The organism is Saccharopolyspora rhizosphaerae, from assembly GCF_003931915.1.
GTDB lineage: Bacteria > Actinomycetota > Actinomycetes > Mycobacteriales > Pseudonocardiaceae > Saccharopolyspora > Saccharopolyspora rhizosphaerae.
Map to the genome: position 1 here is coordinate 64,642 of NZ_RSAA01000011.1, position 14,812 is coordinate 79,453.

The 14,812-nt window shown below is 70.2% G+C and carries 14 protein-coding genes; 7 read left to right on the forward strand and 7 right to left on the reverse strand.

What is annotated here, in order from left to right; genetic code table 11:
- Positions 1-114: 114 nt before the first annotated feature.
- The 5 genes from EIL87_RS27075 to EIL87_RS12780 all read right to left on the reverse strand — a co-directional run bounded on the left by EIL87_RS27075 (position 115) and on the right by EIL87_RS12780 (position 3,333).
- The gene (locus tag EIL87_RS27075; RefSeq protein ID WP_199740398.1) at positions 115-288 is read right to left on the reverse strand and encodes a hypothetical protein; all 174 of its coding nucleotides are present in this window, start codon (positions 286-288) and stop codon (positions 115-117) included.
- 440 nt (positions 289-728) lie between these two features.
- A complete protein-coding gene (locus EIL87_RS26825; RefSeq protein ID WP_158628635.1) occupies positions 729-890 on the reverse strand; it encodes a hypothetical protein in 162 nt (53 codons plus the stop codon).
- A 498-nt stretch (positions 891-1,388) separates the two neighbouring features.
- Positions 1,389-2,078 (reverse strand): Ltp family lipoprotein, encoded by a 690-nt coding sequence (locus EIL87_RS12770; RefSeq protein WP_125090577.1) that lies wholly within the window; start codon positions 2,076-2,078, stop codon positions 1,389-1,391.
- A 68-nt stretch (positions 2,079-2,146) separates the two neighbouring features.
- Complete coding sequence (locus tag EIL87_RS12775; RefSeq protein ID WP_125090579.1) at positions 2,147-2,563, reverse strand: hypothetical protein; 417 nt, start codon at positions 2,561-2,563, stop codon at positions 2,147-2,149.
- A gap of 281 nt (positions 2,564-2,844) precedes the next feature.
- The gene (locus tag EIL87_RS12780) at positions 2,845-3,333 is read right to left on the reverse strand and encodes a hypothetical protein (protein ID WP_125090581.1); all 489 of its coding nucleotides are present in this window, start codon (positions 3,331-3,333) and stop codon (positions 2,845-2,847) included.
- Positions 3,334-4,311: 978 nt separating this feature from the next.
- On the opposite strand from EIL87_RS12780, the gene EIL87_RS12785 reads away from it, so the two are divergent.
- Together EIL87_RS12785 and EIL87_RS12790 are read left to right on the forward strand one after the other, a co-directional pair.
- Entirely contained in the window at positions 4,312-4,914 is a 603-nt protein-coding gene (locus EIL87_RS12785; RefSeq protein ID WP_125090583.1) for a hypothetical protein, read from the forward strand.
- Entirely contained in the window at positions 4,911-5,471 is a 561-nt protein-coding gene (locus EIL87_RS12790) for a MerR family transcriptional regulator (RefSeq protein WP_125090585.1), read from the forward strand. Before EIL87_RS12785 ends, EIL87_RS12790 begins: the two co-directional genes overlap by 4 nt.
- 419 nt (positions 5,472-5,890) lie before the next feature.
- Here EIL87_RS12790 and EIL87_RS12795 read toward each other — a convergent pair whose 3' ends face one another.
- Together EIL87_RS12795 and EIL87_RS12800 are read right to left on the reverse strand one after the other, a co-directional pair.
- Entirely contained in the window at positions 5,891-7,099 is a 1,209-nt protein-coding gene (locus tag EIL87_RS12795; RefSeq protein ID WP_125090587.1) for a cytochrome P450 family protein, read from the reverse strand.
- A 76-nt stretch (positions 7,100-7,175) separates the two neighbouring features.
- A complete protein-coding gene (locus tag EIL87_RS12800; protein WP_233576212.1) occupies positions 7,176-8,297 on the reverse strand; it encodes an amidohydrolase family protein in 1,122 nt (373 codons plus the stop codon).
- Between the two features lie 554 nt (positions 8,298-8,851).
- Here EIL87_RS12800 and EIL87_RS12805 point away from each other — a divergent pair.
- From EIL87_RS12805 to EIL87_RS12825, 5 genes are all read left to right on the forward strand, one after another.
- Positions 8,852-9,451: a hypothetical protein gene (locus EIL87_RS12805; RefSeq protein ID WP_125090589.1), complete on the forward strand. Its 600-nt coding sequence runs from the start codon at positions 8,852-8,854 to the stop codon at positions 9,449-9,451.
- Between the two features lie 125 nt (positions 9,452-9,576).
- Entirely contained in the window at positions 9,577-10,368 is a 792-nt protein-coding gene (locus tag EIL87_RS12810; RefSeq protein WP_125090700.1) for a TIGR03084 family metal-binding protein, read from the forward strand.
- Positions 10,365-12,071 carry an acyclic terpene utilization AtuA family protein gene (locus EIL87_RS12815; protein WP_267898841.1) on the forward strand — a complete coding sequence of 569 codons (1,707 nt, stop codon included), beginning with the start codon at positions 10,365-10,367 and terminating at the stop codon, positions 12,069-12,071. Before EIL87_RS12810 ends, EIL87_RS12815 begins: the two co-directional genes overlap by 4 nt.
- Positions 12,068-13,216 (forward strand): acyl-CoA dehydrogenase family protein, encoded by a 1,149-nt coding sequence (locus tag EIL87_RS12820; RefSeq protein WP_407690537.1) that lies wholly within the window; start codon positions 12,068-12,070, stop codon positions 13,214-13,216. Before EIL87_RS12815 ends, EIL87_RS12820 begins: the two co-directional genes overlap by 4 nt.
- Positions 13,213-14,811 (forward strand): acyl-CoA carboxylase subunit beta, encoded by a 1,599-nt coding sequence (locus tag EIL87_RS12825; RefSeq protein ID WP_125090593.1) that lies wholly within the window; start codon positions 13,213-13,215, stop codon positions 14,809-14,811. Before EIL87_RS12820 ends, EIL87_RS12825 begins: the two co-directional genes overlap by 4 nt.
- The last annotated feature ends 1 nt before the right edge of the window (position 14,812 follow it).

Consider the following 14,812-nt stretch of genomic DNA (forward strand, 5'->3'; position numbering starts at 1 on the left):
AGACGCGACACCGCGCTCGCTCCCCGTTCCTACCGACCCGCACACGGCGTTCCAACACCTGCGCGAGGCGCGTCCCGGCCCAGGTCGTGGAGGCTGCAGATCGGCGGCGGGTGATCAGAGGCCGAAGAGGGAGACCACCGAGACGAGCGCCAAGCCCACTACAGCGAGTGCACCGGACGCCACCGCGAGCCGCTGGGCGATCACCTTCCGGCCCACCAGCGCGGCGGCCGTGCCGACGATCAGCGCCAGTGGGATCAGCACAGCGCAGAGCAGGTCAAGAGGCGCCATCGCCCGATCCCTCCCCATAACGTCGGCGTCATCTCCGGTGGAACCCACCAAACTAACGACCGAGGAAGCCGCCGTCCACACCTCACTGTGGGTGACCTCCATCTCGGCTGCGACTCGGCACGAAGACATCGGCCCCCGGTTCAGACCGAGGGATCGCCGCGCACCTGGGTATCCTGTCCGTCAACGCCACGCGGCCGCAGCTCATCGACGCACTCGCCGAGCGGGACGGGACGCTGACCTGGGCGTCAGACCCTCTAGCCAACAGAAGACCAGTGTCGGCGCCGGGCAGCTTGAGCGGTGCGGCACCTCGAAGTCGACCTCTCCGGGCTCGACGAGATCGTCATCGAGCTCGACCCGATGGCGGTACAGCCAGTCGGCCATCTCCGCATTGCTCATGCCCTCGAAGTCCTCGGTGCTCATGGCGGGCAGGGCACGCGTGGTCAGGCGCCGCAGGGGAAGCCGCTGGACAGCCCGGCGAGGTAGGAGGCTTCGCCGGTGGTGATGCCGTTCTGCTGGGCGATCTGGTCCACGCGGTTGAACTCGAAGTCGGCTTCGCGCAGGTCGCAAGCCAGGGCCTTGAGCTGCTCGTCGGTACCTTGCACACCGTAGGCGCGGGCCTGGTCGTAGAAGCTTGCTCCACGTAGTCGTTGACCGGCGGGATGGCCGGGCGGGGACGATGTTGTTGTTCTGCGGCACCGCAGGTGCCATCGGGCTGCCCGGCGTGGTGAGCGGGGGCGGCGGCGTGTTGGCAGCGACCGAGCCCAGCACTGCCAGCCAGATCACGCAGATGCCCAGGCCCACGCCCGACAGCACGATCCCAGTGATCGCTTGAGCTTTGTTGGTGGCAGCGCCGGCGCGGACCTTGAGCAGGCCGATGATGCCCAGCACCAGCTCGACGATCACGGTGGGCCAGGCCAGCACGCCGATGATCGGGATGAAGGCCAGCACGACCACCGACGATGCCGAGCACCATCGAAGCAGTGCCCACACCGTTAGCTGCGGCGCTCGACGGCTGGGGTGGCGGGGCGGCGGACGGGTCGAACGGTGTGGAAGACATCGCGACGCTCGCTTTCGAAGTGATCGGATCGTGGGAGAGGACGTCAGCGAGGCAGGTGCGTGATCGCGAAATCCGCCTGCTCGGGTGTGAACTGCTCGCCGTACTGGGAGGTCAGCTGGTCGCGCAGCCCGGAGGTCGAGAAGCTGCCGGAGTCCAGGTAGGACTGGGCGGCTTCGAGTGCCTCGGCGTTCCAATCGGCATGCACGTTGGCCACGGCCCACTCGGCCACATCGCGCGGGTATTGGTCGGCGTACTGCGAGGACAGCTGATCGATCAGTCCGGCTTCGGAGAAGTGCCCGCTGCGCAGGTACGACTGCGCGGACTCATAGGCGTTCTCGTGCTCACGCGAGGGGTACTGCGGCTCGGTGACACTCACGCCACCGGCACCGCCAGCAGGACTGCTCTGCGGCAGAGGTGTGGGACCCGTCGCGGCGGCGAGGACCACCAGCCAGATCAGGCAGATGCCCAGGCCAACACCGGACAGGACGATTCCAGTGATCGATTGGCCCTTGTTGGTGGCCGTACCGGCGCGCACCCTGAGCAGGGCGATGATGCCCAGGACGAGGCCGACGATGACGGTGGGCCAGGCCAGCACGCCGATGATCGGGATGAAGGCCAGCACCACGCCGACGATGCCCAGCACCATCGAGGCGGTTCCCAGGCCATTGGCTGGAGTGCTGCTCGGCTGCTGCGGCGGCGGGGCGGCGGACGGGTCGAACGGTGTGGAAGACATGTCGGTGCTCGCTTTCGAATCAGTGGGTGACCGAGGAAATTCCGGAGATCGGGATCAGTAGCCGTAGGTCACGTGGCAGACCTCGCTGACTCGATCGGCACCGATGCGATCGTGGTGATGTCGGTGTAGGTGCCAGAGCTGGCCCCAGGATCCGCCTCGGCGGTGGAGGCGTCGAAGGCTCGCACCTCGGCAGAGGTTTCGCCGTAGGTCGACACCAGCGAGCCGCGTTCCTGATGACTGCGGCCGTAGGAGTAGGGGTGATAGCCCGGGGAGTAGCTGCTCCCCGTGGTGCACGACGTCGACCGGGGTCCCCAGAAGGCCTCCAGCGTGCGATCAACCGCTGAGGTGACCGTGTCGAAGCAGTCATAGCCGGTGCGCGTCGTCGAAGACGAGGACCAAGACCACGAGCCACTCTCCGACGAGTTCGACGAGCTGCTGCCAGAGGAGCTGGCCACACCCAGGGCGGGAGCGCCGATGATGAGCACGAACGCCGCTGCGTGGCGGCTGCGTAGAGGCGGCGGCGCAGGTGGGACCGGTCCGGCCCTGAGCCGGAGTCCTCGTCGCCCGGTGCGGTCGGTGGCGGGTCCTGCGCGGGCGGCGGTGGCGGTGGCTGCTGGGTGGTCATGGCGCTGGCTCCCCCGAGCAAGTGATCTGAGTCCGTGGGTGGGGCGCGGTACTGGTTGTGTGGTCTGCCGTCCCGTCAGACCGACCTCCAACCATGCGGCGTGGTGCCGTGCAGAAATGCCGTTGACGCCTCGGTTCGCCCCTAGTTCGACGCGTAGGTCACGGGCTGTTCGGAGACCACCGAGCCGTTGCGGGTGACGACCAGCTCGTGGTCGTTGATCGTGTAGGCGTAGCCGTCGTTGACCTCGGTGCGATACGTCCCGTACCCGGACTGGTAGGCGGCCAGCATGATCGAGCCCACCGCGCTGGAGCCGTAGTAGTAGGTCTGCCCGCCGACCTCGCACAGCTGCACACGCGACTCGGTGGTCTGATACGTCGCGAAGCAGTCGGTGGTCGACACCGGCGGCGTGTGATCGGATTGCGACTGGTACTGCGGCTCGTCGTCGTAGCTCGGCGACTCGGTGACCGTCTCCGGCGCGGTCTCGGTCACCGTCTGCTGCGGCATCTGCGGCGCATACTGCCCGAAGCGGGCCTGGTCGGTGTCGAACCAGCCCGCGCCGCTGCCGCAGCCAGCGGCGGCGGTGATGCTCAGCAGCGCGGCCGCCAACGTCAGGGTGCGTGCGTGTGCCATGGCGAGGGCTCCTTCCCCAGGGATGCTGTTGCCAAGCGGTCTCTGGTGGCGCCTGCCTGGCTTGAACCACCCTCACCGTAAAGCGGAGTGCGGTATGGTGAACGGGGCGAAAGTCCTCGTTGACCAGTACGAACCACATCCGGCTGGTCCCCGGTCGGACAGCAGCCAAGCGTCACGACCAGGGTCGAGAACCCCCGCCCGCGAGCTCGGGTTTGTTCGACGGTGCCGCGCGCCAACTTCGACCTCTTGGGCAGCGCACGTCCCTGGTGCGCACCAACTCCCGGGAGGGATCGACGAGTTCAGCCGTGAGCACTCACTCCGCGCGCAGCTGATCTACCGGTGACCTCCTCCTGGTGGGACCGCCACGAGGTGGCCCGCTACCTGGGAGCGCTGCTGGCATCCGAAAGCCGCCCGGTCTTGGGGAGTTCGATGGGCTCGCCGGTCAGGCTCCGCTGACCTGAGCACCTCTCGTGGGCGTACTGACGCGGTCGGGCCGCCAGTTGCGGTTGCGGGTGTCGTGCTTGAGCCACTCACGTGCGGTGGACGGGCTTGCGGTCTCCACGGTGGCCTGCCAGGGGGCGTGGGTTTGGCCGTGGGCTCTCTGACTGCTCGATGGTGCGGTTCGTTCCGCGACGTCTTCTTCGAGGTCTCGCGTTGCCTCCAGCCACACCCAGCCACGCCCCTTCCGACCGGGGAGCGGTCGGTGAACCGGGGCGCGCTCCGATCGTTGGTCGGCGGGTGTTCGGAAGTGGTGGCGAGATCATCGCGAGTCCGCTGCCAAGAGGGACTTCTGGCCCGATCACCACACATCGCAGCGAGGTAGAGTTCGGTGCGTGTGGTGATCCACCACCCCCGGGGGGGTGAGCACACCCCCAACCAGATGACCGGATGCGGAGGCCACACCATGAACCCCTCGATCAGCAGCACCGACCGCCGCCACTCGCTGCTCTCGGCGTGGCCGCCCCAGCGGGTGCGATCATGAGTACTGCCATGGCCAGTGCCACCAGCATTCGGCTCGACTGCGACGAGCAGCACCCACGCGTGCACGTCCCCCACCACCGCGAGTTCGTCACCGCCGCCCGCGAGCTCGGCGGCGAGTTCGACGGCGCCACCAAGACCTGGAGCTTCGCCGCGCGCCACGCTGAGGAGATCACCCAGCTGTGCCGCAGCATCTACGGCACCGACGGCACCCCCGGCCAGCTGCTGAACATCTCGGTCCACCTGGATGCCTACCGCAAGCACCACGACGACTACCGCGAGCTCCACGTCGCCGGACACCAGGTCCTGCGCCGCCCCAGCCGCAACTCCCCAGTGCGCTACGGGTCCGGCGTGCGGGTGGCCACCGGTGGCACGCACCGCAGACCCCGGTCAGAGGCCGCACGCGGCACGACCCTGCACGTCGCCGACGTCCCAGCCGCCCGCGGCCACCTGACCAACGACGGCATCACCGTGCTCGACACCGCCCCGGATGCCGCCGCCCTCAGCGCTGGACGAGCGAAGCTGGTCGTGCCCGTCACCGAGATCGAAACCCTGCTGGCCGAAGCCGGGCACCCCGGTGATCAGGAAGGGACAGGCCCATGAGCAGCAAGGAACTGTGGACCACGGCTCAGGCTGCCGAGCACTGCGGCGTGAACCCCAACACCTACCGCTACTACCAAAAACGCCTTGGCGCGCCCAGCCCCGTGCTGCGCGAACCCGGCAGGGGTGGCCAGAACCTCTACCGCGCCGACGAGGTCCGCCGCTGGCACGCCGGTCGGCACGGCCAAGGCGCGCGCACCGACCTGCTCTCCGAGGCCCCCGCCCGCGCCCCGGACCGCAGCAGCACACCCGCCGGTGATGCGGCGCGGCTGGACATCCCGGGGGCGTTCGCGACCTACCTGCAGCAGACCGGACCCGGCAGGGGCCAGTACCGCAACGAGGCCGAGGCCGCGCTCGGGCGCGCCTTGAGCGGTGCCGTCACGGTCAAGCGCGGCCGGTCGCATTCGCTGCGGATCGCCCTGCAACGCAGCTTCGCCGAGCTGCTGGCCGACTACGCGAAGACGGTACTGGCCGAACCTGCCGTGTTCAGCAGCGCGCAGCGGCAAGGCGCACGCAAAACCGCTGAGGGCATCCGAGCCTTCCTGGACGCCGAAGACTAGGCACGCTCGGGCGGGGCGGGCGGTCGATGCGGCGGGCGAAGGTGTGCCATCACGTGCGACGTAGCGGGTGGCGACGAGGAAGGCAGCCATCGTGGCGTCGACACCTCCGGCACGTGGTGGCAGGGAAGTCACCGATCAGGTGTCAGCGGTCCCCCACCAGCTCATCGTCGTCCCCCACAGCGCCATCATGCGCTCCCACCAGACGTGACCCGGACGCCGCTCGAGCTGCGGCGTAGCCGGCTGCACCAGGTGAGGGGCTCGGCCGGCACCGCCGCAGGTACTGAGCGGCGTCGCGGTGAGCCGCCGCGACGCCGCGTGTGGAGACGTGTTCCACGAGCGGAGCGCGGAGCAGCTGTGCTCTCACCTTCCGGGTTCCTGCTACCCGCACCGCCGCTCAGGGCACTTCCACACGGACAGGCCTACGCCGGGTCACCGAGGAGCACCGGCAATGCCTCCAAGTCGTTCTGCGTCAGGACCGGTCGGTGGCGGAGTTCGGCGTCGGGCACTGCGAGGCGCAGCTGCGGGTACCGGCCGAAGAGCGCGGGCAGGGCGGTGGAAGCCTCCAGCTTCGCCAGCGCGGCTCCCGAGCAGATGTGCGGGCCGTGGCCGAAGGTCGTGTGCTTGGCGCGGGTCGGGCGAGTCGGGTCGAAGACGTCGGCGTCGGGGCCGTGTTCCCGCCGGTCACGGCCGATCGCGCGGTAGGACATCACCACGCCCTCACCCTCGCCGATCGTGGTGTCGCCGATCGCGATGTCCTCGGTGGCGAAGCGCATCAGCAGGTGGGTGACCGGCGGGTCCCAGCGCAACGTCTCCTCGAGGACGGCGCTCCAGGTGATCTCGCCGTCGAGGACCTGGCGCAGCTGGTCCGGGTTCGCCATCAGCGCGCGGACCGCGTTGACGATCAGGCTGACCGTGGTCTCGTGACCGGCGGCGACCATCGCGCTCAGGTTCCCCACGACCTCCTCCTCGCTGAGCGGTTCGCCGCCGTCGGGTCGCAGGAGCGCGCTGGTCAGGTCGTCGGCGGGCTGCCGCGCGCGGGCCCGCACCATGCGGGTGAAGACGTCGTTGAGCTCCGCGATGGCCGCCAGCCGTTCGTCCTGCGGCGTGCGCAGTGAGAAGAACGCCGACCACAGCTCGTGCTGCCGCGGGCGGAGTTCTGCGTCCACGCCCATGAGAACGCTGACCACGGTCATCGGAAGCGGCGCGGCGAAGCGGGCTTTGACGTCGACCGTTCCCTCAGCGGGCAAGTCCGCCAGCAGGCGCGCGGTGACGTCGTCGATCACCGGGCGCAGTCGCTCGAGCCTGCGCGGGGTGATGGCCTGGGCGGTCTTGGCCCGCAGCTTGCGGTGCTCCGGTCCATCCACTGTGAACATCGAACGACCGGGGTCGACCATGCCGATCAGCGGCCACCCCCGTGTCACCGCGCCGGACCGCCACTCGCGCCACCGGGCGATGGTCTTCACCAGACGCGGGTCGTTGAGCAGCCGACGTGCCTCGGTCTGCCCGGTCACCGCCCACGCCGGGGCGCCGAGCAGGTCGATGCGCGTCAACGGTCCGGCCTCGCGCAACGCGTGGGTCTCGCCGTCGAGGTCGCGCACGAGCGGATCGATCGCGAGCGGGCAGCCCATCACCCACCTCCCCCAGGATCTCGGACCAGAGCAGCGCGGACCGGGTGCGGGTGTCAAGCCTCGCCACCCGTTCCGCTCAGCGCAGGTGGTAGATCCGCTCGGCGTTGTCCCGGCCGATCATGCGGGCCACGCGCACAGCGTCGTCGAAGGTCCAGTCACCGGAGTCGACGTGGTGTCCGAGCACTCTCGTCATCCCCCTGCGCCAGAGCACGGCCCCGAGGTGGTGCAGTTCCGGCAGTCCCCACGCGTCGGAGGAGTAGAAGACCTTGGCGAAGGGGGCGAGTTCCAGGGATTCGGCGATCACCGCCTCCGAACGCGCGCCGGTGTGGTTGACGGCCAAGCCGACGTCGAAGTGCACGTGCGGGAAGACCTGCGCGAGGTAGGCGGCGTTGCGGTGGTACGGGTAGCAGTGCAGCAGGAGCAGGTCCACGCCGCGCGGTTCGACCTCCTTGATGAAGCGGGTGAGCAGCAGCGGGTCGCAGCGGTGCAGCTCCAGGTCGGGATCGCCGTAGGCGGTGTGCAACTGGATCGGCAGGCCGTGCTCCACGCCCGTCCACAGCGCGAACCGCAGCAGCACCGGGTCGCTGACCCGCGACGTCCCCTCCCGCAGCCAGGCACCGGCCGCGCGGACGACCTCGGCTTCACCGGGTGGGTCGGGGTCGAAGTCGAAACCCCACCTGTAGGCGATGATGCTCTTGACCCCGACCGCCGACGCCGCGCGCTGCGCCAGCTCCTCCCGGAACCGCAACGGCAGGTCTGCCGCGGCCGCCCCCGAGGCGGCGACCTCCTCCAGCACGGACTCCAGCCGCACGACCTCGTGCACCGGCCGGCCCGACAGCGCGGCCATCTCCGCGAGGCCACCGCCCAACCCGGTTTCGACCAGGAACCGGTCTACCCCGGCAGCGGCGAGCAACCGACGGGCCACTTCGCGCGAACCCCACGACTCGCGAGCCGCCAGGTACTCCTCCGGAGACGCGTGCGGCGGCAGCTCCAGCACTGGCGCGCACCAGCGCCGCACGGCGAACCCGAGCGGTGAGTCGAACTGCGTCATCCACCCCGGTACCGCGCGGTCCGACTCGGTCAACAACTCTTCGAACACGCCTCGCTCGAGCTCACCGCCCACCACACCGTGCACGTGGTGGTCCACCACACCGATCGCCTCGATCTCGTGCCACAAGGCCTCCACCTCAGCAGTCACCCCTTCGAAACGAGGCTGAGGACATGTCGCGGAATGTACCCGGATCGCCCGGAAGAGGCCCTGAGTCCGAGGTCGGCGCGTCAGGGGCGCCGATCCCGCGAGTAACCGCGCTGCGCGGCGCCACGTGCACAAACCTGGTCGAATCTTGGTGCTCTGCAGGCGTTGTTCAGACCCAGTGTCGATCTTTTCCTTGCACTGCAAGGGATCTTGCGGCAGGAGTGGGCGCGGCGCGCCCGGCGACTCCTGTCGTCCGAACAGCGGAACCCTGCGGTGTGCGAAACCCTCTCGGCCCCGTTCCGGCCCCAGCCGTTCCGGAACTGCCACGACCGTGCGCAGGAGTGATGGGAGCGACCACCCGCACCGGCGAGGAACACCTCAGCGACGACGAAAACGCCTGCGAGAACGATGTTCCCGCTACCACCCGAGGGCATCGCAGGTGCGCTCGATCGTGCGAGTCGCCCTGCCGCCCAAGGGAAATCGTGCTGCCATTGTGGATCGGAGGGACGGAAACCCGATTCCTCCCACCCCCGTGCCAACGAAGGAGTTCAGTGCGCATGCTTTCCAAGAACCAGAAGAAGACCGGTGTTCTCAGCGCGGCCGCCGTCCTGGCCGCGGCCCCCTTGCTCGTCGGGGCCCTGACGGCGCAGGCCTCCCCCGTCGCTCCCCCGGCTCAGGCCGAGGCGATGCTGACGTGCCACCTCAACGGGACGGCCGAGTTCTCCCCGGTGCTGACGCCGAGCCCGTTCGCCACCGACACCCGGATGGAGATCACCGGCGAGGCGGCCGGCTGCTCGTCGGCCGACCGCGCCGCCGAAGACATCGTCGGCGCCACCTTCCGCGGTGCGCTTGACGGCAAGATGTCGTGCATGAACCTGCCGCGCGACGCCGCCGGCGACTTCGACATCACCTACCAGTACGCGGACGGCAGCACGAAGACCAGCAAGGCCAACCTCAAGCTGGACCTGAGCGACAACTCCGACCGGCCGGCCGCACCGGCTGAGGGAGCGCTCGTCGGCAAGACCACCGCGGGCGAGTTCGCCGAAGCGAACCACCGGGCCACCACGCAGTTCGACCTCGCCTCCGCGGCGGACGAGTGCCTCTCCGAAGGGCTCGAGTCGCTCGACTTCACCGGCCAGTACGAGCTGAGCCGGTGATCCCGGAACGCCGGTAGGACCCCACGAGGCGGTGGGCGGGGCCGTGCGGCTCCGCCCACCGTTGCGGCGAAAAAATCAATCATTCGTGCTTGATTTTTCTCATCCCCCGGCTCACCCTGGTCGGCATGGCCGACGTGGGCGCTCTGCTGGATGACATGCGTGCGGAAGGCGAGGAGCTCGACGAGCTCGTCGCGACGCTGGACGAGGAGCAGTGGGCACGTCCGACGCCCGCCGAGGGGTGGACGATCGCGCACCAGATCGCCCACCTGGCGTGGACCGACGACGTGGCACTGCTGTCGGCCACCGACCCCGGCCGGTTCGCCGGCGTCGTCGAGGAAGCGCTGCGAGACCCGTTCGGGTTCGTCGACGCCGCCGCCGAGGAGAGGGCCCGCGCACGGCCCGCCGACCTGCTGTCGAGCTGGCGCCTGGGTCGCTGCCGGCTCAGCGATGCCCTCCGCGGCCTCGAGGACGGCCGCAAGCTCGCGTGGTTCGGCCCGCCGATGGGCGTCGGCTCGATGGCCACCGCCCGGCTGATGGAGACCTGGGCGCACGGCCAGGACGTCGCCGACGCGCTCGGCGTCACGCGCACCCCGACCGCGCGGCTGCGCAACGTCGCGCACATCGGCGTGCGCACCCGGGACTTCGCCTACGCCACCCACGGGCAGGAACCCCCGGCCGAACCGTTCCGAGTCGAGCTCGTGGGCCCCGACGACGAGCAGTGGGTGTGGGGTCCCGCCGACGCAGCGCAGCGGATCACCGGGAGCGCTCTGGACTTCTGCCTGCTGGTGACCCAGCGCCGGCATCCCGACGACCTCGCCGTCCGAGCGGTCGGGGCGGACGCGGCGCACTGGCTGACCATCGCTCAAGCCTTCGCCGGAGCGCCGGGCAAGGGCAGGAAGGCGGGGCAGCACGCGTGATCGGCACCGACCCGGACCTCCTCCGCATCGGCAACTGCTCCGGCTTCTACGGCGACCGGCTCTCCGCGATGCGAGAGATGCTCGCCGACGGCGAGCTGGACGTGCTCACCGGCGACTACCTCGCCGAGCTGACCATGCTCATCCTCGGCCGCGACCGGCTCAAGGACCCCGACCTCGGCTACGCCAAGACGTTCCTGCGCCAGCTGGAGGACTGCCTCGGCCTCGCCGCGGAGCGCGGCGTGCGGATCGTCAGCAACGCCGGTGGCGCGAACCCGGCCGGTCTGGCCGCGCGCGTCCGGAAGCTCGTCGACGACCTCGGGCTGGACCTCACGGTCGCGCACGTGGAAGGCGACGACCTCACACCGCGAGCAGCCGAACTGGGCTTGGGCACGCCCCTGGTCGCCCACGCCTACCTGGGATGCTGGGGCGTCGTCGAATGCTTGGACGCCGGGGCCGACGTCGTGGTCACCGGCCGCGTCACCGACGCCTCGGTCATCGTCGGCCCGGCCGCGGCGCACTTCGGGTGGGAGCCCACCGACCACGACGCGCTCGCCGGAGCCGTCGCCGCCGGCCACGTCATCGAGTGCGGGACGCAGGCCACCGGCGGCAACTACGCGTTCTTCACCGAGATCGCCGACATGACCCGGCCCGGGTTCCCGATCGCCGAGCTCCGGCGCGACGGGTCGAGCGTGATCACCAAGCACCCCGGCACGGGCGGCGCGGTCACCGTCGACACCGTCACCGCGCAGCTGATGTACGAGGTCCAGGACGCGCGCTACGCCGGGCCGGACGTCACCACCCGGCTGGACACCATCGAGGTCGCCCAGGAGGGTCCGGACCGAGTGCTGCTCAGCAGCACCTGCGGCGAAGCACCGCCGCCCGACCTCAAGGTCTCGCTGAACACCCTCGGCGGTTTCCGCAACGAAGTGGACTTCGTGCTCACCGGCCTCGACATCGAGGCCAAGGCCGAGCTCGCCCGACGCCAGCTCGAAGACGCGCTCCCCGCACGACCGTCGGAGCTGACCTGGACGTTGTCCCGCCTGGACCGCCCCGACGCCGACACCGAGGAACGCGCGAGCGCGATCCTGCGGTGCGTCGCCCGGGACACCGACGAGAAGGTGGTGGGCCGCGCGTTCTCCGGCGTCGCCGTGGAGATGGCGCTGGCCAGCTACCCCGGCTTCAGCCTGACCAGCGTTCCCGGCAAGGCCTCGCCGTACGGGGTCTTCACCGCCGGTCACGTCGATCCGGCGCAGGCCCCGCACGTCGCGGTGCTCCCCGACGGACGTCGGGTGGACGTGCCGCCGGCACCACGCGCGCAACCGCTCGAAGTCCTGCCCGAACCTCCTCTACCGCAACCACTTCCGGACGAGCCGTCGCGGAGCGCACCGCTGGGCACGGTCGTCGCGGCGCGCAGCGGCGACAAGGGCGGCAACGCCAACATCGGCGTGTGGGTGCGCACCGAGGACCAGTGGCGCTGGCTGGCGCACGCGCTCACCGTCGAGCGGCTGCGCGCGCTGCTGCCCGAAGCCGCCGAACTGCCGATCACGCGGACGGTCCTGCCGAACCTGCGGGCGCTGAACTTCGTCGTCGAGGGGATCCTCGGCGAAGGCGCGGCGGCCCAAGCCCGGTTCGACCCCCAGGCCAAGGGACTCGGCGAATGGCTGCGGTCCCGGCACGTCGAGATCCCGGAGGCGCTGCTGTGAACCCGTGGGACGACGACGAACGGCGCGCCGTGCGGGACACCGCGCGCCGCTTCGCCGAAACCGAGGTCCTGCCGCACCAGGACCGGTGGGAGCGCGAGGGCGAGCTGCCGCGCTGGTTGCACGAGAAGGCCGGCGCGCTCGGCCTCCTCGGCGCGGCGCTGCCCGTCGAGGTCGGCGGCGGTGGCGGCGACCTCGTCGACGCGACCGTCATCGCCGAGGAACTGCACCAGGCGGGCGTGTCCGGCGGCACCTTCGCCTCGCTGTTCACCTGCGGCATCGCCGTGCCGCACATGGCCGCGGCCGGCGACCCGCGCCAGGTCGAGCACTTCGTGAAGCCCACGCTGTCCGGGCACAAGATCGGCTCGCTGGCCGTCACCGAACCCGGCGGCGGTTCCGACGTCGGCCACCTGCGCACCCGCGCCGACCGCCACGGCGACCACTACGTCGTCAACGGGGCGAAGACCTTCATCACCTCCGGATGCCGCGCCGACTACGTCGTCACCGCCGTGCGCACCGGCGGCGACGGGGCTGCCGGGGTGTCGTTGCTGGTGGTGGAGAAGGGCGCACCGGGCTTCACCGTCGCCCGCAAGCTGGAGAAGATGGGCTGGCACGCCTCCGACACCGCCGAACTGTCCTTCGCCGATGTGCGGGTGCCCGCCGAGAACCTGGTGGGGCCGGAGGGTTCCGGGTTCGCGCAGATCGCCCAGGCCTTCGTCAGCGAACGCCTGTCGCTGGCGGTGCAGGCCTACGCGAGCGCCCAACGCTGCCTGGACCTCGCCGAGCAGTGGTGCCGTGACCGGGAGACCTTCGGCCGCCCGCTCATCACCCGGCAGGCCGTGCAGAACACCCTCACCGAGATGGCCCGCAAGATCGACGTCGCCCGCGTCTACGCACGGCGGTTGGCCGAACGCGCCGTCGCCGGCGAGCAGGACCTGACCGTCGAGGTGTGCTTCGCCAAGAACACCGCGGTCGAAGCCGGCGAGTGGGTCGCGCACCAGGCGCTGCAGCTGTTCGGCGGGCTCGGCTACATGCGCGAAGCCGAGGTCGAACGCCAGTACCGGGACATGCGGATCCTGGGCATCGGCGGCGGCACGACCGAGATCATGACCGGACTGGCGGCGAACCGATTGGGGTACCGAGCGTGACGATCGTGAAGTCCGCGCTGGACACGAGTTCCGGCGAGCACGCCGCAGCAGCGGAGGCGATGCTCGACAAGATCGCCGAGGTCGACGAAGCCCACGCCACGGCGGTCGCCGGTGGTGGGCCGTCGAAGGTCGAGCGCCACCGCCGGCGGGGCAAGCTCACCGCCCGCGAACGCGTCGAGCTGCTCGTCGACGAGGACTCGCCGTTCCTGGAGCTGTGCCCGCTGGCCGCCTGGGGCAGCGACTTCCAGGTGGGTGCGTCGGTGATCACCGGCATCGGTGTGGTCGAGGGCGTGGAATGCGTGATCGTCGCCAACGACCCGACGGTGCGCGGCGGCACCTCCAACCCCTGGACGCTCCGCAAGACGTTGCGCGCCAACGAGATCGCGGAGCGCAATCGCCTGCCGGTGATCTCGCTGGTGGAGTCGGGCGGTGCGGACCTGCCCACGCAGAAGGAGGTCTTCATCCCCGGCGGCGCGCTGTTCCGCGACCTCACGCGGCTGTCGGCGGCGGGGATCCCGACCATCGCGCTGGTCTTCGGCAACTCCACGGCCGGTGGCGCCTACATCCCGGGGATGTCGGACCACACGGTGATGGTCAAGGAGCGCTCGAAGGTGTTCCTGGGCGGTCCGCCGCTGGTGAAGATGGCCACCGGGGAGGAAGCCGACGACGAGTCGCTGGGCGGCGCGGACATGCACGCGAGCGTGTCCGGTCTGGCCGACCACTTCGCGGTCGACGAGCCCGACGCGCTGCGCATCGGCCGGTCGATCGTGAGGCGCTTGAACTGGCGGAAGAAGGGCCCGTCACCGCGCACCGAGGTGCGCGAACCGCTGCACCCGGCGGACGAGCTGCTGGGCGTGGTGCCCACCGACCTGAAGGTGCCGTTCGACCCGCGCGAGGTGATCGCGCGCATCGTCGACGCCTCCGACTTCGACGAGTTCAAACCGCGCTACGGCTCCAGCCTGGTCACCGGCTGGGCGGAGCTGCACGGCTACCCGGTCGGCATCCTGGCCAACGCGCGGGGCGTGCTGTTCTCCGAGGAGTCGCAGAAGGCCACGCAGTTCATCCAGCTGGCCAACCGCGCGGAAACACCCTTGCTGTTCCTGCACAACACCACCGGCTACATGGTGGGCTCCGAGTACGAGCAGGGCGGCATCATCAAGCACGGCGCGATGATGATCAACGCGGTGTCCAACAGCAAGGTCCCGCACATCTCGCTGCTCATGGGGGCCTCCTACGGCGCCGGGCACTACGGCATGTGCGGCCGGGCCTACGACCCGCGGTTCCTGTTCTCCTGGCCCAGCGCGAAGTCCGCGGTGATGGGGCCCGCGCAGCTGGCCGGGGTGATCTCGATCGTCGGTCGCGCGGCCGCCGAGGCCAAGGGCCAGCCTTTCGACGAGGCCGGGGACGCCGCGATGCGGGAAGCGGTGGAGAGCCAGATCGAGGTCGAGTCGCTGCCGATGTTCTTGTCCGGCCGGCTCTACGACGACGGCGTCATCGACCCGCGCGACACCCGCACGGTGCTGGGGATGTGCCTGTCGGCCATCCACAACGCCCCGATCGAAGGTGCCGAGAGCTTCGGCGTCTTCCGAATGTGAG